18 protein-coding genes are annotated in these 16239 nt (G+C 70.0%); 9 read left to right on the plus strand and 9 right to left on the minus strand.

The window, feature by feature from the left end:
• Nucleotides 1–60: 60 nt before the first annotated feature.
• Nucleotides 61–603, minus strand: a complete 543-nt coding sequence (locus B124_RS05385) for a DUF1707 SHOCT-like domain-containing protein (RefSeq protein WP_496501475.1) — start codon at nt 601–603, stop codon at nt 61–63.
• A 261-nt stretch (nt 604–864) separates the two neighbouring features.
• Here B124_RS05385 and B124_RS05390 point away from each other — a divergent pair, with 261 nt between their 5' ends.
• The 5 genes from B124_RS05390 to B124_RS05410 all read left to right on the plus strand — a co-directional run bounded on the left by B124_RS05390 (nt 865) and on the right by B124_RS05410 (nt 6240).
• Nucleotides 865–1353 carry a hypothetical protein gene (locus B124_RS05390; protein WP_496501562.1) on the plus strand — a complete coding sequence of 163 codons (489 nt, stop codon included), beginning with the start codon at nt 865–867 and terminating at the stop codon, nt 1351–1353.
• A gap of 237 nt (nt 1354–1590) precedes the next feature.
• Complete coding sequence (locus B124_RS05395; protein WP_496501476.1) at nt 1591–2256, plus strand: TetR/AcrR family transcriptional regulator; 666 nt, start codon at nt 1591–1593, stop codon at nt 2254–2256.
• A gap of 414 nt (nt 2257–2670) precedes the next feature.
• A complete protein-coding gene (locus B124_RS05400) occupies nt 2671–4089 on the plus strand; it encodes a family 2B encapsulin nanocompartment shell protein (RefSeq protein ID WP_496501477.1) in 1419 nt (472 codons plus the stop codon).
• Nucleotides 4090–4121: 32 nt separating this feature from the next.
• On the plus strand, nt 4122–5351 hold the full coding sequence (locus tag B124_RS05405; protein WP_496501478.1) for a family 2 encapsulin nanocompartment cargo protein terpene cyclase: 1230 nt from the start codon (nt 4122–4124) through the stop codon (nt 5349–5351).
• Between the two features lie 16 nt (nt 5352–5367).
• On the plus strand, nt 5368–6240 hold the full coding sequence (locus tag B124_RS05410) for a geranyl diphosphate 2-C-methyltransferase (protein WP_496501479.1): 873 nt from the start codon (nt 5368–5370) through the stop codon (nt 6238–6240).
• 23 nt (nt 6241–6263) lie between these two features.
• Here B124_RS05410 and B124_RS05415 read toward each other — a convergent pair whose 3' ends face one another.
• From B124_RS05415 to B124_RS05425, 3 genes are all read right to left on the minus strand, one after another.
• Nucleotides 6264–7079 carry a bestrophin-like domain gene (locus tag B124_RS05415; protein WP_496501480.1) on the minus strand — a complete coding sequence of 272 codons (816 nt, stop codon included), beginning with the start codon at nt 7077–7079 and terminating at the stop codon, nt 6264–6266.
• A 502-nt stretch (nt 7080–7581) separates the two neighbouring features.
• Nucleotides 7582–7740, minus strand: coding sequence for a hypothetical protein (locus B124_RS05420; RefSeq protein ID WP_496501481.1), 159 nt, complete (start codon nt 7738–7740; stop codon nt 7582–7584).
• A gap of 347 nt (nt 7741–8087) precedes the next feature.
• The gene (locus B124_RS05425; RefSeq protein ID WP_496501482.1) at nt 8088–8660 is read right to left on the minus strand and encodes a hypothetical protein; all 573 of its coding nucleotides are present in this window, start codon (nt 8658–8660) and stop codon (nt 8088–8090) included.
• A gap of 152 nt (nt 8661–8812) precedes the next feature.
• Between B124_RS05425 and B124_RS05430 the strand changes: the two genes are divergently transcribed.
• Nucleotides 8813–9736 (plus strand): FkbM family methyltransferase, encoded by a 924-nt coding sequence (locus B124_RS05430; RefSeq protein WP_496501483.1) that lies wholly within the window; start codon nt 8813–8815, stop codon nt 9734–9736.
• Between the two features lie 79 nt (nt 9737–9815).
• On the opposite strand, the gene B124_RS05435 is transcribed toward B124_RS05430, so the two are convergent.
• The 3 genes from B124_RS05435 to B124_RS05445 are packed head-to-tail and all read right to left on the minus strand — an operon-like array spanning nt 9816 to nt 11165.
• Complete coding sequence (locus B124_RS05435; protein WP_496501484.1) at nt 9816–10178, minus strand: hypothetical protein; 363 nt, start codon at nt 10176–10178, stop codon at nt 9816–9818.
• On the minus strand, nt 10175–10351 hold the full coding sequence (locus B124_RS05440; protein ID WP_496501485.1) for a hypothetical protein: 177 nt from the start codon (nt 10349–10351) through the stop codon (nt 10175–10177). The genes B124_RS05435 and B124_RS05440 overlap by 4 nt, the downstream gene beginning before the upstream one ends.
• Nucleotides 10344–11165, minus strand: coding sequence for a GntR family transcriptional regulator (locus tag B124_RS05445; protein ID WP_496501563.1), 822 nt, complete (start codon nt 11163–11165; stop codon nt 10344–10346). Before B124_RS05445 ends, B124_RS05440 begins: the two co-directional genes overlap by 8 nt.
• 372 nt (nt 11166–11537) lie before the next feature.
• On the opposite strand from B124_RS05445, the gene B124_RS05450 reads away from it, so the two are divergent.
• A complete protein-coding gene (locus B124_RS05450; protein WP_496501486.1) occupies nt 11538–12131 on the plus strand; it encodes a DUF3800 domain-containing protein in 594 nt (197 codons plus the stop codon).
• Nucleotides 12132–12408: 277 nt separating this feature from the next.
• Here B124_RS05450 and B124_RS05455 read toward each other — a convergent pair whose 3' ends face one another.
• Nucleotides 12409–13167 (minus strand): glycosyltransferase family 2 protein, encoded by a 759-nt coding sequence (locus B124_RS05455; protein ID WP_496501487.1) that lies wholly within the window; start codon nt 13165–13167, stop codon nt 12409–12411.
• Between the two features lie 5 nt (nt 13168–13172).
• On the minus strand, nt 13173–13961 hold the full coding sequence (locus B124_RS05460; protein ID WP_496501488.1) for a GntR family transcriptional regulator: 789 nt from the start codon (nt 13959–13961) through the stop codon (nt 13173–13175).
• Nucleotides 13962–14279: 318 nt separating this feature from the next.
• On the opposite strand from B124_RS05460, the gene B124_RS05465 reads away from it, so the two are divergent.
• Together B124_RS05465 and B124_RS05470 are read left to right on the plus strand one after the other, a co-directional pair.
• Nucleotides 14280–15050, plus strand: coding sequence for a hypothetical protein (locus B124_RS05465; protein ID WP_496501489.1), 771 nt, complete (start codon nt 14280–14282; stop codon nt 15048–15050).
• Complete coding sequence (locus tag B124_RS05470; RefSeq protein WP_496501490.1) at nt 15047–16222, plus strand: hypothetical protein; 1176 nt, start codon at nt 15047–15049, stop codon at nt 16220–16222. Before B124_RS05465 ends, B124_RS05470 begins: the two co-directional genes overlap by 4 nt.
• Nucleotides 16223–16239 lie beyond the last annotated feature (17 nt).

The raw sequence follows: 16239 nt of genomic DNA on the forward strand, positions 1-16239 counted from the left end.
CAAGCCGGCACGCTCCTCACGCCGCGCCGCCCCAGCCGAGCCCAGCCGGGGCGCGGCCGGTCAGCGGCGCGCGTGCCGTACCGTCAGCCGCCCCAGGCCCATGACCCCGGAGATCCGTATCGTCGGTCCCCCGGAGGCGGCCCGGCGCGGGGGCTTGTAGGCGGAGTCCTTCCAGCCGGTCTGCAGGCCGTCGAGGTCGACCACCGCGTCGTGCGGCACCGTGATCGAGGCTCTGCCGGTGCCGACCTGCAACTCGATGTCGACCACCGGGTGCTCGATGACCGCCCGCGACAGGTCCAGCTGCACCCGCCCGTACGCCGACGTCACCCGCAGCGTGCGCGGCACCCGCCAGGCTCCGCTGCGCCGGATCCGCCCGCCGGCGGCGCCGATCGTGGCGGTGCTGCCCTCGTCCTCCGCCGGCAACGACGCCAGTGCCGCGGCCAGTTCGCCCTGTGTCGTGGCGGTGAGCACCCGGTCGAGCCGCGCGTCCATGTCCTCGCGGGTCAGACGGCCTTCGGCGTACGCGTCCCGCAGCCGGCGTGCGCCGTTGTCCCGCTCGTCGTCGCCGACCAGCGTCGATGGGTCATCCGCGGGGGAGGTCACGGCCTCACTCTAGCGCCGCCGGCGTACGCCGAGGGCGATCCCCGGCGCGTCCGCGCCCCGTGACGCACCTGCGCTCCAAGACCCCGACGACCGTGGGGAATTGCGGCCGAAACTGCTACAACCCCCGTGGCGCGTCACGGGTCTTACCGGGTATCCGGGGCATGAGCCGTATGCTTCTGAAATCCCTCTGTGTCCAGAAAAGGGAGTACAGTTATGCGTTTCACCCGACTCAAGAAGCTCGCTCTGGCTGCCGCCGCCACCGTGCTGGTCCTCACGCCCGCCGGTGCCGCCTACGCGGGCAGCGGACCCGCGCCGTCGCCCGCCGGCGCCAGCGACCGGGCCGCGGGCACCACTCCGACCGCCGAGGGCAACCCCGAGAGCAAGCGGGCGCAGGCCGCCGGGGTCTGCGACGACGCGTACCAGATCGGCGCGACCGGCTACATCAAGCGGAGCGGGACGACCATCGCCTCCGTCAAGCAGTTCTACTCGCCGTCGTGCGACGCGAACTACGGCTACCTGTGGGTGTGGGACAGCTTCCACACCGGCGCGAAGCCCTACGACGTGACCCTCGGCGTGTTCAGCTACGACCAGGACTCCGTGGTCGGCAAGATCTACCACTCCGACACCACGCGGCAGGAGTTCTGGACGGACGGCACCGCCACCGTGGACGACTGCTCGGCCGCAGTCGGCACGTTGCGCCCCGAAGGCGCGCCGCTGCCGCACCAGGCCGCGTCCGAGAAGCGCTGCTGACGCTGCTCCGCCAGCAGCTATCGCGGTGGGCGGGCCCGGTCCCCTGTTCCGGGCCCGCCGGCGGTGCCGAGCGGCCGGGGAACGACCGTTCTCCAGGCAGAGGGTAATGTCGAGAACGGCCGTTCTCAAGCGGCCGGACGCCACCGCAACCGGATCGGGTGAGCGCCGGTACGTGGTGAGCGGGCCAGCGACGCAGCGACGTGACGGCGCCGACGGGGGCGGGACGGAGCAGGGGACATGGACGACGCGGAGAACCCGGAGAACCCGGAGAACGCGGAGAACGCAGAGAACGCAGAGAACGCAGAGAACGCGGACAAGGCGGAGAGCGCGGAGGACGCAGCCGCCCGGCAGCGCGTGCTCGAAGCCGCCGACGAACTCTTCTACGCCCACGGCATCCGCGCGGTCGGCATGGACCGTATCCGCGACGCCGCCGGCGTCTCCCTCAAGCGGCTCTACCGCTGCTTCGCCTCCAAGGACGAGCTGATCGAGGCGTACCTGCGGCGCCGCGACCGCTGGGTGCGCGGCGCGCTGGCGGACTTCGTCGCCAAGGAGGCCACGGGCCTGCCGCGGGAGCGGGTGCTGGCGGTCTTCGGCTGGCTGCACTGGTGGTTCGGCGAACCGGGCTTCCGCGGCTGCCCGTTCACGAACGCCTTCAACGAAGTCGGCGCGGAGAGCGCCCGCGCCGCCGCCGCGGTCCGCGACCACCAGCTCGCGGTCAGCGCGTACCTCCGCGGCCTGATCGCCGCGACGGGCACCCCCGACCCGGACGCGGTCACGAACCGCTTCCTGGTCCTGTACTCCGGCTCCCTCACGTTCGCCGCGATCTCCCGCAGCAGCGCCCCGGCCCTGTACGCACGCGAAACAGCAGCGGCGATCCTGCCGCCAGCCTCCGAGGACCGCTGAGCCCGGCGGCGGCGGACACCCCGCCGGTTCAAGTGCTCGACCAGCGCCAGGAGTCGGCACCGGCGGCGCGCCCCGCCGCGCAGTCCGGCGGCGCGCCGTCATCCGCGCCGAGCCGCCCGGCGCTTGCCGCATAACCACACGAACAGCTTTCCGCCCGTCGGGGATTCCGCTCCGCCGCCGGCGAACTCCAGGCCCCTGACCGGGGGTGTTCCGGTCGGGGGCCTCGTGTTGCGCGGCCAGGCATAGCGGCCAGGCATAGGCGTACGGGACGCGTGCCCGCAGGCGCGCCTGCTGGTGCCTTCTGTCGCTATGCGTTACCAAAGAGCACAGAAAGTGATCGATCTCAGTCGCTGGCTGACACCTGCCTTGCTGAAGTTGGCCAGTTCGTCGCGCACACTCTCAGGGAGACAGCCCATGACTGTTCAGACGCGTCCGTCAGCGGACGCGGTGGTACTGGAGGCGCAGGAACAGCTCAGCCTCAGCACCGCGGCAGCGCGGAACCTCGCGACCACCACCAAGTCCGAACCCCAGATGCAGGCCAAGAGCTCGCGGTGGCTGCTGCGGAAGCTGCCGTGGGTCGACGTCCCCGGCGGTACCTACCGCGTCAACCGGCGCCTGTCGGTCACCGTCGGAGACGGGAAGGTGACGTTCGACAAGAACGGGTCCAAGGTCCGCGTCGTCCCCGTCGAGCTGACCGAGCTGCCGCTGCTGCGCGGGTTCGACGACCTCACGGCGCTGGGCGCGCTGGCCGACAAGTTCGTCCAGAAGGAGTACGAGCCCGGTCAGGTCATCGTGCAGCGGGGCCGGAAGGCCGATCACGTCTACCTGATCGCGCACGGCAAGGTGGAGGAGGTCGCGCCGGGGCAGTACGAGGACGAGGCGATCGTGGGCCGGCTGTCGGACGGCGACAGCTTCGGCGGCGGGGTGCTCGCCGGGGTGGACGGCGCGTGGGACTTCACGGCGCGCGCGGTGACCGGGACGACGGTCCTGGCGCTGCCGCACAAGGCGTACAAGGCGGTCTCCAACCAGTACGGGGCGCTGCGGTCGCACGTGGAGCAGCTCAGCACCCGCGCGCGGATGGCGACGAACAGGTCCGGTGAGGCCGACGTCAGCTTCCTCTCCGGCCACCAGGGCGAGCAGACCCTGCCGACCACGTTCGTCGACTACGAACTCAACCCGCGCGAGCTGGAGCTGAGCGTCGCGCAGACCGTGCTGAAGGTGCACAGCCGGGTCGCCGACCTCTACAACCAGCCGATGAACCAGACGGAGCAGCAGTTGCGGCTGACCATCGAGGCGCTGCGCGAGCGCCAGGAGCACGAGATGGTCAACAACCCGGACTTCGGGCTGCTCCACAACACCGACTTCGACCAGCGCATCCCGTCCCAGGCCGGCCCGCCCACCCCGGACGACTTCGACGACCTGATCAGCATGCGCCGCGGGACCCGGTACATCTTCGCCCACCCGCGTGTCATCGCGGCCTTCGGCAAGGAGTGCAACAAGCGGGGCATCGCGCTGGGCTCCGTCGACATCGACGGCCACCAGATCCCCGCCTGGCGGGGCGTGCCGGTCCTCCCGTGCGGCAAGATCCCGGTCTCGGACCACGGGACCTCGTCGGTCATCGCCATGCGCACCGGCGAGGACGACGAGGGCGTCATCGCCCTGCACCAGAAGGGCCTGCCGGACGAGGTCGAGCCCGGCCTCAACGTGCGGTTCATGGGCATCGACGAGAAGGCCATCATCTCCTACCTCGTCAGCACCTACTACTCCGCCGCCGTTCTGGTCCCCGACGCGATCGGCGTCTTGGAGAACGTCGAGGCACACCCGCGTGGCTGACCGCCCGGTCCGGCGAGTGAAGGAGACAGACGGTGTCGATCCTGTCCCGGATGTCCGGGGCCCCGGCGGTCCCCCCGCCGCCGGACCCGGTACGCGCCGCGCCGCCGGAACCGGCGGCAGGACCCGTACGGCCGGCCGGCCCGGCGCCGTGGCCGCCCGGCGGGCCGACGGGTCTGGGCACCGCGGCGGCACGGGCCCTCCTGCCGCCGCCGCCCGACCCGCCGCCCGCCGGGAACGGCGAGCCCGCCGGCGACCGCACGTCCGGCTCCGCGGCCGAAGGCGGGCCCCGCGCCGGTGACCCGATTCCGGGGCTGTACTGCCCGCCCGCGGTGCCGGCGGACCCGGCCAAGGTCGCCGAGGTGGACCGGCGGCTCGAAGCCTGGGCCCAGGAGCTCGACCTGTTTCCCGCCGCATGGGCGGGGGACTTCGAGGGATTCCAGTTCGGCCGTGCGGTCGTCCTGCAGCACCCGGCCGCGGCCGACCTGGACCGCCTCGAAGCCGCGGGCAGACTGCTCGTCGCGGAGAACGTCGTGGACGACTGCTACTGCGAGGACTACGGCGGCTCCCCCGTAGGCCTGGGCAGCCGGCTCATCATCGCGCAGAGCGCCCTGGACCCCCTGCACACCGCGGACGGCTACCAGCAGCAGTGGACGGAAGGGCTGGGCGCGGACGCCCCGCTGCGCGCGTACGACGGTGCGATGCGGGCGTACCGGGAGGTCGCCACGCCCAGCCAGGCCACCCGGATCATCCACGACCTGGCGCGCCTGCACCTGGGGTACCTCGCCGAGGCCGCCTGGGCGCAGACCGAGACCACCCCGCCGGTGTGGCAGTACCTGGTGATGCGGCAGTTCAACAACTTCCGCCCCTGCCTGTCCATCGTGGACGCCGTGGACGGCTACGAGCTGCCCGAGCAGCTCTACTCCCGGCCCGAAATCCAGCGGGTGACCGCGCTGGCCTGCAACGCCACCACGCTCGTCAACGACCTGTACTCCTTCACCAAGGAGATGGCCGTCGACGAGCACCACCTGAACCTCCCGGTGGTGATCGCGGCCGAGGAGGGCGAAGGGCTCAAGAACGCCTACCTGAAAGCCGTCGACATCCACAACGAGATCATGCACGCCTTCGAGGACGAATCCGCCGCCCTCTCCGCCGAGAACCCGGTCGTGGCCCGTTACACGACGTCACTGGCCGCCTGGGTCGCGGGCAACCACGAATGGCACCACACCAACACCTACCGCTACTCCCTGCCCTCATACTGGTGAGAGAGAAGACACCTGCATGACCACCACCACAGCCCAGCACGCCAGCGCCACGCCGGCCGCGGCCGTCAGCCCGTACCAGGCATCCGTGGCCGAGTACTGGAACCAGGAGCGGAATCCCGTCAACCTCCGGTTGGGCGAGGTCGACGGCTTCTACCACCACCACTACGGCATCGGCGAGGTCGACTGGTCGGTCCTCCAGGCCCCCGCGGACACCCGCGACGCGCGCATCACCGCGGAACTCCACCGCCTGGAGTGCGCCCAGGCCGACTACCTCGCGGACCACCTCGGCACCGTCACCCCCGACGACCGCCTCCTGGACTCCGGCTGCGGCCGGGGCGGCGGCAGCCTGGTCGCCCACCGGCGGTTCGGCTGCCGGGTGGACGGGATCTCCATCTCCGAAACCCAGGTGGCCTTCGCCAACGCGCAGGCCGAGAAGCACGGCGTGGGCCACAAGGTGGGCTTCCACCTGAAGAACATGCTCAGCACGGGCTTCGAGACCGGTGCGTTCCGCGGCATCTGGAACAACGAGTCCACGATGTACGTGGACCTGTCCCTGCTGTTCGCCGAGTACGCCCGCCTCCTCGAACCCGGCGGCCGGTACGTCACCATCACCGGCTGCTACAACGACGCCTACGGACTGCCGTCCCGCGAGGTGTCGCTGATCAACGCCCACTACATCTGCCACATCCACCCGCGCTCCGCCTACCTCAGGGAGATGGCGAACAACCGGCTGGTGCCGAACACCGTGGTGGACCTCACCGCGGCGACGATCCCGTACTGGGAGCTGCGTGCCCAGTCCGAGCTGGCCACCGGCATCGAGGACACGTTCCTGGCCGCGTACAAGAGCGGCAGCTTCCAGTACCTGCTGATCGCCGCCGACCGGGTCTGACCCTGCGCACCGCCCCGCCGGCGTCAGGCCGCGGCGGAGGAATGGGGATTGCCGCGGCTGTCGCAGGGGAGCGGGGCGTCCGGGTACGCCTGCCGGTATTCCCTGGTGATGACCGCGGACGTCTCCGCCATGGCGGAGTCTGTGACGTACACCAGGCCGGAGAACGGGTAGTCGATGTCATCGATCACCACCAGGGACCCGGTGAGCAGGACGGACAGCGTGATCAGCAGGGTGTAGTGGGAGGCGGTGCGCCGGCGGGGGAGGTTGAAGGCGAAGGCGCCGATGGTCGCGGCCAGCGAGACCACCATGAACCAGTAGACGACCCGCGGGATGGAGGGCGCGGCCTCGACGATGCGCTCGTGCCGGGCCTGGGAGCGCTGGTCGTCGGCCTCGATGAAGAGCGCGAGCCGTTCGCCGTCGTCGATCCTCCTGAAGGAGGCGCGGAACTCCCGCTCCCACACCTTAACCTTCGGTGAGGCGCCGCCCTGGTCCTTCATCAGGGGCCATTCGTAGGCGCGCATCGCGCGGGTGTAGCAGACGGACGTCGCCTTGACCTCGCGGGCTTCGGGTTCCGCGGTGAACTCGGCGAGGTCGAAGACGTGATTGACCCGCGTCGCCTCCAGATCGGCCGCGTCGTCCGCCATCGTGTACGACTCGGCGGCGACCACGATCACGAAGGCCACCAGCAGGACGGCCAGGGTCTCCAACGGGCTCACCAGATCGCTGACGGGCTCCGCGTCGTCCCTTCCCCCCTCGGTGCGCCGCAGGTGGTACTTGTTGGCGAGCAGTCCGATGATCAGGGCACCGAGGGTGAAGGCGACGGTCAGGGAGAGGTTCATGGAGGTTTCTTCCGTTGGGGCCGGACCCGCATGCGGGTCCGGCCCCGCAGCCGCCGCAATACCCGGGCACTACGGGGCATCATGGGGGAAACCGGTCCACGCAGAGGAAGCGGCGGGGCCGCCGTCGCCGTGGCGGAACGATTCGCCATGGGCTGATCGAGGGGAATCGCCCCGCGCGGGGCTCTGGTTCAACGGAAGCGGAAGGCCGGGTGTGCCAGCTCCGCGGAGCCGGCGCACCCGGCCGCAAGGTGTGCGCCTGGCAGGATTCGAACCTGCGACATTTCGCTTAGGAGGCGGTATCGGCCCTGCTAGAGCCTGGCCAGGGGGGTCCTCTGTATCTCTCGTTGTCTCCGGTCGTACGCCACTGTTGGCGTATGGGTTGGCGTACGCCCTGCCCGGTGGCCGCACCCTTGCACGCCTTGGCGAGGCTGGCCACCGAGTAGGGGCGCGTCATGTCCGCGAAGCGGTGGAAGGCTCCCACGTGCAGCGTGGGGCTACTGCCTCAACGCATCAGGAACACGGTGATGAGGACGCCCAGCAGGGGCATGACGACCGTAAGGTCCCGGCGTCGTGGCAGTGAAACCGTCAGCCTGAAGCCGAACCGCACACGCAGGAGTGGCCGCTCCTTCGGCGCTTGCTTCGTCGTGATCTGTTTGGCCATCTGGCCGCCCTCCAGGTTCTGGCATGCAGCTACGGACCGCATGCGGGCGAGGTGCCGCGACACTGCGCGGGCCTGATGGGCAGGAAGGTAGGAGGCGAAGGGGTTAGCCCCGCAACTTGCGCTTGACCTGGCGTTGTGTCACGGCTTCTGGTGCTCGCTACGCCACTCCGCTTACGCGGCAGCCAAGAGGGGAGCTGTAACAGGCAGGTATTGCGGTTTCGGTTACGAGCGACGGTTCCGTGATCAGAGTGAGGCGCTGCCCCCGAGGAAGTGAGGAATCCTGTGACGCCGTGACTGCTGTGACGCCCCGGATGTTGCAGCTCCCGCTTCCTCGTGAGCCCGAGGGCTCAGGTGCTTCCGCCGTTGTCCTGTTCACGTCGTGCCGGTGGGAGCAGCAGATCGCGTGGGGGATGCTGCTGGCCGGTGACGCGGCCGAGGACTCCTAGGTCTTCGCGGGCGGTGTCGTGGAAGGCGTTGATGCGCTGGAACACTGTGCGGTGGCGTTGGCGCCACTCGGCGAGCGTTCCCGTGGTGCGGCCGGTGGCTTGCCAGTCGATCTCCTGGGCTATGGCGTTGACCTCGTGGCCAGCTTCTACGACCCGGTCGCCGCCGAGGAGCATGATGCGCTCGAAGGCCCGGCCGCGTAGGCGGGTGGCTTCGGCCAGCTCCTTGGTGAGGTCCTGTTCGCTGCGCTCGGCTTCGTACATGCCTTCTCGGTGCTGGTAGAGGGAGGAGGCGAGGAAGACGCAGGCGCGGACCTGGTCGATGTAGTCGCCGTAGGCGTCCAGCTTCCTGTCATCCCACCGGGTGTGCAGCTCGTGGCGGAGTCGTCGGCGCTCGGCGAGGGTGTTGGTCACGTAGGTCATCGCAGCGCCGACGAGGACCGCGGAGATCGTTAAGAGCTGCTGGGCCGCCTCCACGTCGTTCCGCCCTCCCCGGCCAGACTCGTCAAGACGTCTTGGGGATTCTAGGGAACGGGCCGGTGCCGGGGAACGGTGTCCTGAGCCAGTCCTGGGGCTGCTCGGCGGCGGCGTTATCGTTCGGGGTGACCCCTGGTGGAGAGGCATGCGCAATGAGGAGCACGGTCGCAGAGACGCTGGTCACCCTCGGTCGGCGGTACGTACGCGATGCTCCGGTACCGGTGGGGAAGGCGGCGCTGGCCGCGCGCTGTCTGAACCCGTACCTGCGTGATCATCCCCGGCAGCGGGTGACGGAGGCGCGCTTCGGGGCGCGGTTCGCCGTCGATACGCGGGATCTCATTCAGCGGTACGTGTACCTGTTCGGTGTGTGGGAGCCGCACATGACCGGGTGGCTTCAGCGCAGGCTGCGGCCGGGGGACACGTTCGTGGACGTCGGCGCGCATGTCGGGTACTTCAGCATGCTGGCCGCGCGGCTGGTGGGGGATGCCGGGCGGGTGGTGGCCATTGAGGCGTCGCCGGAGTTCTACGGCAGGTTGCGGGGGCACGTCGATCTCAACGGGTTCGGCAACGTACGAGCCGTCAACGCCGCGGTGTCGGACCGCCGGGAGACCCTGACGTTCATCCTGGCCAGCTCCATCAACACCGGGGCCAACAGCATCGTTCCGTACGACGGGCCGGTTGAGTCGTCGTTCGAGGCCGAGGCCCGGCCGCTGCCGGAGCTGCTGGAGGGGGCCGAGATTGCGCAGGCGCGCGTCATCAAGGTCGACGTCGAAGGCGCCGAGGGGAAGGTTGCCCGGGGGATGGCTCCGCTGCTGGACCAGCTCCGGCCCGATGCGGAGATCACCATCGAGGTGACGCCGGAGCGGATGGCGCAGCTCGGCGACTCCGTAGACGAGCTGATGGAGACCATGACGCGGGCCGGCTTCCACGCCTATCGGCTGGCCAACGACTACGCCCCGGCGAGCTACCCCCCGGCGCTGCGACAGCCGCCGGCCGTGCCGACGCGGCTCCGGGGGCGGGTCGACGGGGAAAGCGATCTGATCTTCTCGCGGGTCGACGCCGAGGAACTGCCGTGAGTTGACGGACGGGGGCCGGCCCCGACGCACGAGATGCGGCGGGGCCGGCCCTTTGCTGTCGTCTGCTCTGTTACGGGCGTCAACGCTTCAGCGCCGTGCGGATCCTCGGGCGCCACGCCCTGTGCCACTGGGTGCGGCGTTGCTTCTCCTGGTCCAGCCTGTCGTTGAGCGCGCTGAGCCGCATGCCTCGGGACTCGGCAACCCTCAGGGCGTCGCGCAGACACTCGCTGAGTCGCTGTGCGACAAACCTCAGCTCGGTATCGCTCGCCTCCTCCGCGAGTAGGTCATTGGACATGCGTAAGACGTCGTTGCCCGTGTCGAGCTGCTGGCTCTCCACGAAGTCGGCGTACTGCGAGACCGATCCGCCCTCCTCCGCGTAGCAGGGCTTTCCCAGCTCGTTGGCCCAGGGCAGCAGTCGGAGTGTGGAGTGCGATGTGTTCACGTCTGCGCCTCCACTTCTGCGTGGCGACGCGCGATGTGCCGTTTCCGCAAGACGCGGAGGTCCGTCTCCCGGCTCCAGTCGCACTCACGTCGCGCCTTGCGCAACTCCTGGGCGAACCACAGGCACCCTTCGCACGTCTCGCCTTCGACTTCATTGCCGGCGTCGTCAGCCACGTGATACCTCCTTGTCGCTCTCTGCCGGGTTGGGGCTGTGGATGAGTTCGACCGCTTTGCTCCGCTCTGCTGGCGGTGCGGGGGATTCGCCTTCGTCGCTGTTGAGTCCGAAGTGGGTGGTGAAGACTGCCTCTGTGCACTGGCCCGGGAGGACGATCACCGCCGCTTCGACCACCCGGCCGGAAGCATCGCTGAGGGTCCGTCCGACCACCAGCACGGTTGTTCTCAGGCTGACGCGCAGCGTGCGCGCCTCGGCGGATGTCGGCAGGCGCGCTACGAGCCGTTCTGTGCTGGACGCCAGTCGTACACCGGACTCGATCAACTGCTGACGGATGTCGTGTCCCCAGGGGAGCCGCGGCCGGTCCCGCGGGAGCAGCGCGGCCAGCCGCGCCGGCACGTAACTCCGGGTCAGGCTCCGGGGGCGAGTGCCCAGACGGGCGAGATAGGTGTACGTCACCACTTTCGCGCCCTCCGTTGTCTCAAGGAGGGCGGCAACCGAGGTGTCTGCCGTTGTTTCCATTGTGCTGACCTTGACGGTCAGGCTGTGCTGGTCCGTCGTGCCTGCCGTACCGGGGTAGATCAGCCGCTCCGCCGGCCAGCGGACGAAGTTTCCGCTGCCCTGGCGCTTGTCCAACAGACCCTCGTTCTGGAGTTGTTCGAGCGCGAGCCTGAGCGTGGGGCGGCTGACGCCGTACTGCTCCGCAAGTCTGTCCTCGGCCGGCAGTCTCCTGCCGTTCTGGTAGCTGCCCCGGCTGATCTCGTCTTTTAAGTGCTCCGCGAGGTCCCGGTAGTGGGTCGCCATGCGCGTGATCACCTCCAATCGGCTCGTGTGGCAACAGGGGTGAAACGGGGAAGTCCCGTGCCGCGTCCGCGAGTGGGCATGAGGAGGTTCCTCCCTCATGAGCGTTCGGGGAGGAGAAGCCATCGCAACTCCTTAAGTTATCTTAAGGAGTTGCGATGGGAAGTCAAGCCGCGAGCCGTGGTGCCGGTGACAGTGGCTGCTGACCTGGCGGTGCGGGCGCGGCAGGTCCCGGATGCTGGAGGTACGCGGCCCTCGCGGTTGCGCAAGGGGTCGGCTTCACTCAACCAGCCGCCGACCAGACGTAGGTATGTCCGCCCCGCCTGAGACCGGTCGGTTGTCCGCAACCCGGAGCGGGTGAACTGCGAGTCGTCGTAGAGTCGTTGAGTGCACACTGCGGACCACAAGGTGCGGCGCGCGGCCTGGTCCGACGAGTCGTTCCAGGAGGACCACTCTTCAGGGTTCTACGTTATTGCCGCTGTCATCATCGAGCCTGAGTCGCTGGACGAGGCGCGGGATGCTATGGAGCGGCTGCGTGGTCGGCGGGTGACCGCGAAGATCCACTGGACTGAGATGGACACCCGCGAGCGCAAGCAGGCGGTGGCGGCGGTCGCTGGTCTGGGTGGCCTGCACGTGGTGAGCATCGGAGCCCCTGTCCCGCCGCGTAAACAGGAGAGAGCCCGCAGCAAGTGTCTGGCGGAACTCGTCCTGCAGCTCCACGGCTTCGGGGTGACCTACCTGTACACGGAAGCCCGGGAATCGCAGCTCAACGCCAGGGACATCGAGACCGTACAGCGAGCCCGCTACGCGCTCCCCAAGGGGACGCAGTTTCGCATCGATCACCTGCACGGAGGAGCCGAGCCGCTGCTGTGGGTCGCTGACATCGTCGCCGGTGCCTGCCGAGCCGAACGGTTAGGGCATGGAGAGTTCCGCGCTGCTCTTGGTGACGCGGTGCTGGACTTCCGGGTGGACTGCGGCTAATCCCGACACGGGACCTGAAAAGCGCCGAGCCAGGCTCCCGGTCTGCCCCAGGTCACCTGGCTCCACTTCCAACGGTCCACGACCGCCGGCTCACGTTGAGGCTACCACCTGACATGACGTGTGTCAGGCGCGCCTACGCGCGTGCGTGACCAGCCCTGCCGGCGGGCGGACACCCTCGCGGCGAGGCTCCGGCGACTCGAATGGGTGCACGGCAAGGCGCGGCGCCTCTGTGGCGCGTGTTCTGGTGTGTCTGCTTCGAGCTGGACTGCGGGGCTGGTCAGCCGGTGATCGGGGAGGTCCAGTTGAAGTCCGTCAGGGTGTGGGCTCTGGCCGCGATGACGGACATGCGGGCTTCTAGCTCCGCCGCGTTGCTGTGGGGTGCCTGGCTGGTCATCTGGCCTGGCCACTTGCGGTAGAGCAGGCCCGGCTCGCGGATGAACCAGCCGCGGCTGACCGCGTTGAGGGCGAGGAGCAGGCCCGTGTCCTCCGATGCCGGGAGTGCCATCCAGCCGCCGAGGGCGAGCAGCAGGTCACGGCGTACGCACAGCGTTGCCGGGTGGACCTGGGCGCGGAAGTCGTGGGCCTCCCAGTGTTCCAGTACCGTGCCGCGCTCCAGGGGGCCGTCGTCCGGGTCCTGGTCGAAGCCGGCCGTGGAGCCGTCCGGGAGGAGGTCGAGGACGCGCGACGTTGTCCAGCCGACGTCCGGGTTGGCGTCGAGGACGGTGATGTCCCGGGCCAGGGCGCCGGGCGTGAGCTGGTCGTCGGCGTCGAGCACCTTCACGTACTCGCCGTGTGCTTCCGCGAGTGCCATGGTGCGTGTGACGCCGGGGCCGCCGCCGCGGCCTTGGCGGAACGTGACCCGGCTGTCGTCCGGGATGTGGGGGGCTACTTCCTCGCCCGTGCCGTCCTCGCGGATGGACCAGTGCCACTCCCAGCCTGCGGGGAGTTCCTGTGTCTCCAGGGACTTGTATGCCTCTTGGAGGTACGCGGCTGACGGCGCGTGGACGGCGGTCACGACGGAGATGCGGCGGGTCATCGGGCTCACCACCGGTCCAGCGGTGTGACGACGTGCACGTGGGTCCGGTCGCCCGGCATCGTGATGTCCGAGATTTCCACCGGCCGGCCGTTCGTGTCGTACGAGACCTTGCGCGCCAGGAGTACGGGCATCCCCGGCGGCAGCTCCAGCTCTTCGGCCTCTTCCGGGGCCGGCGGGCGGGTGGTGTAGCGCTCCTCGATGCGGTCCAGCTCTATGCCGACCGTGTGGAGTTGGTTCATCGTGCCGCCCGGCCACGGCTCCTTCGTCTCGTCGAGGAGGTCCGGGTTCCCGGCGACCATGTCGCGGACGAGGTACGAGGTGACCAGCGCGAACGGGGCCCGCTCGGCGGCGTAGCGGGTGCGGTAGGTGCGCTCGACGAGCGCCGCGCCCTCCGGGATGCCGAAGGCTTCGGCGATGTCCTTCGTCGCCTCGGTCTCCCGGTAGGAGGCGTGGAAGACCAGGTCATCGACCTGCAGGCCGGTGTCGTACTCGGTCGCCCCGGTCTTCTCCCGGCGGTCCTCCGGCTCGCGGGCCCGGTCCTTCTCCCACTGGTGGCGTCCGTTGGTCCGCAGCACCGTGCTCCGCGGGCGCCGGACGAAGCTGCCCCTGCCGTGCTGCTTGTCGATCAAGCCTTCGTACTGCAGCACGCGCAGGGCCGCCTGCACGGTCGGGCCGCTCTTCCCGTACTGCTCCACCAACTCCGCTTCGGAGGGGAGCCGGTCGCCGGGTTTCAGGTCGCCGTCGCGGATCGACCTGCGCAGGTCGTTCGCGATGCGCTCGTATTCCTTCGCCACGGCCCGTGTCCCTTGTCGTCGCCTCGGAGCCCCAGGTGGAGGGCGCTGTTTACCTGACACCAGCCTAGCGCTCCTAAAGAGGACTTGACGAGCTGAGCGACGTACGTCATAGTCAAGGCACTCCTAAAGAGGACTTGATGACTTGATCTCTTGAGGAGTTGCTTTGAACGGTCTGTACCTTGAGAACTCCACAGCGTGACGAGCGAACGAGTGTTTTTGATCTTCGACGACGCTGCCGAGCGGCGTCGGAGGTCATCGATTACTCGCTTCGCCGAGTGATCGACGCACCCCGTCCGCTACTGCACGCGAAGGGTTCCCATGTGGCTCGCGATCGGTGACATCGTTCAAGAGCACGGCGGCAGCAACGCCCTCGGCGCCGTCGTGGGCGTCGCCTCTCACGGCGCCGGCAGTTTCGTCCTCGTCGACTTCCCCGGCGTCGGCGTCCGGCCGATGGCGCCGGACGGTCTGACGGTCGCCGCCCGGCGGTCCGCGCCCGCGTCGACCGCCCGGGGGCTGGTGGCGCTGTTCGCGCTGGTGGTGGCCGTGTTTGCCACGTGCGTCAGTTGCCTGGCCGCGCAGCAGATCGGGGCCGGGTGGGCGCTGACGGTCCTGGCCGGCCACGGGCCTTTACCGCTGTGGCGACCACGCACCGCGGGCTGCAGCGGATCACGGGGCCGCGGCGCTTCCGCATCTGAACCACTCGTGCCGGAGCGGCGGCCGACGGGCCAACGAAGCCCGCCGCCCGGCTCGCCCCCATCCCACCAAGGAGGCAGACAGATCATGCGTGCTGAAGACGGCGGCCAGGCAACGGCCCTGGACGCCATCGAGTCCGAGGCGTTAACGCTTGGCTTCGAGACCACGTGGGCCGAGGACTTCCGCCGGCTGTTCCTGGGCCCGGCGGCTGACGAACCGGTCGAGCCGGCGGAGGACCGGGCGGCGCGGCTCGCCGCCGCCGACGACGTCCTGGCCGACCTGCGGGAGCAGGGCGCCGATGACGAGGTCGCCCGGTCGAACGCCCGCTACGCGGCGCGGCTCCGCCGGTACGGCAGTCTCCGGCGGTGGACGCCGCGGCTGAGGCGGGCGGTATGACGCCCGCGGCTCACATCCCCGCAGGGCCGGATGTCATGATCGCCGCCGCGGCGGCGCTTCTTGGGCTGGTGCTCCTCTGGCTCGTGCTGCGCCGGCTGGCCCGGTACGCGAGGCTCGACACTCCCGCCGTGCGGGTTGCGGCGCTGGCCGCGGCGAGCTGCACGGCGTACACCGCGGATACGTCCTGGCGGTTCGCCGAGGACTACTTGGGCATGGGCAGCACGGGCGAGCGGGCGGCGATGTTCGCCGCCGCGGAGCTGGGGCTGTTCGCCTCGGCGCTCCTGGCGCGGCAGAACCTCAACGGCCCGTTGAAGGCACCCGGCGCCCCCGGGCTCCTCGTCTGGCTCATCACGGGCGTGCAGGTCATCCCCGCGTACGCCGAGTCCGGGCCGCTCGGCGGTACGGTCCGCGCGTTCGTCGGGCCGGTCATGGCCGCCGTGCTCTGGCATCTGGCCATGGGCATCGAACTCCGCCACCGCAAGCCCGGCGCCGAGTCCCGCGGCGTGCTCGCCGTGGCAGGGCGGGAGCTGCGGGAGCGGCTGCTGTCCCGGCTGGGGATCACCGAACGGGACCGGAACGCGGCGCAGATCAGCCGGGACCGCACCACCGTTCGTGCGGTCGAGCTGGCGGCGCGCCTGGCGGCTCTGCCGCCGGAGCAGCGGGCGGCGCGGCGCGGACGGGGCATCGCGCGGCGGCTGGCCGCCGCGGTGGCGAAGGCGTCGGTCGGGGCGGACCGGGAGCAGCGGCGCAAGCTGCTCGACCTGCTCGCCGCGCAACGACATGCGGCTGATCTGGCGACGGTGCCGCTTGCCTCCCCGTGGACGGAGGAGCCCGGCGATCCGGTCGCCTCCGCTCTCGCCGAGGAGGTGCGCGGGCAGATGCGGCGGGCGACCGACAGCATCCGGCAGGCGGGCCGGCCAGGCGTGTTCACCCTCGGCGCTGCCCTGAACGGGGGTGGCCGTTCACCTGAACACGCCCCGGAACCGGACCCGGACCCGGACAAGCTCGGCACCGCGGAAGCGCAGCGGGTCATTGAGGACGGTTGGGCCGAGGGCCTGACCGTACGCGAGACCGCGAAGCGGGCCACCCGCGCGCCGAGTTACGTGCACGGCGTCTTCGTGCGGCTCGACGCCGAACACGGCCCGCGGCCCGCCGCGGCAGGGCGGCCGTAGCGCCTCTCCTGAATCGC

The sequence above is a fragment of the Streptomyces sp. CNP082 genome (assembly GCF_059570535.1).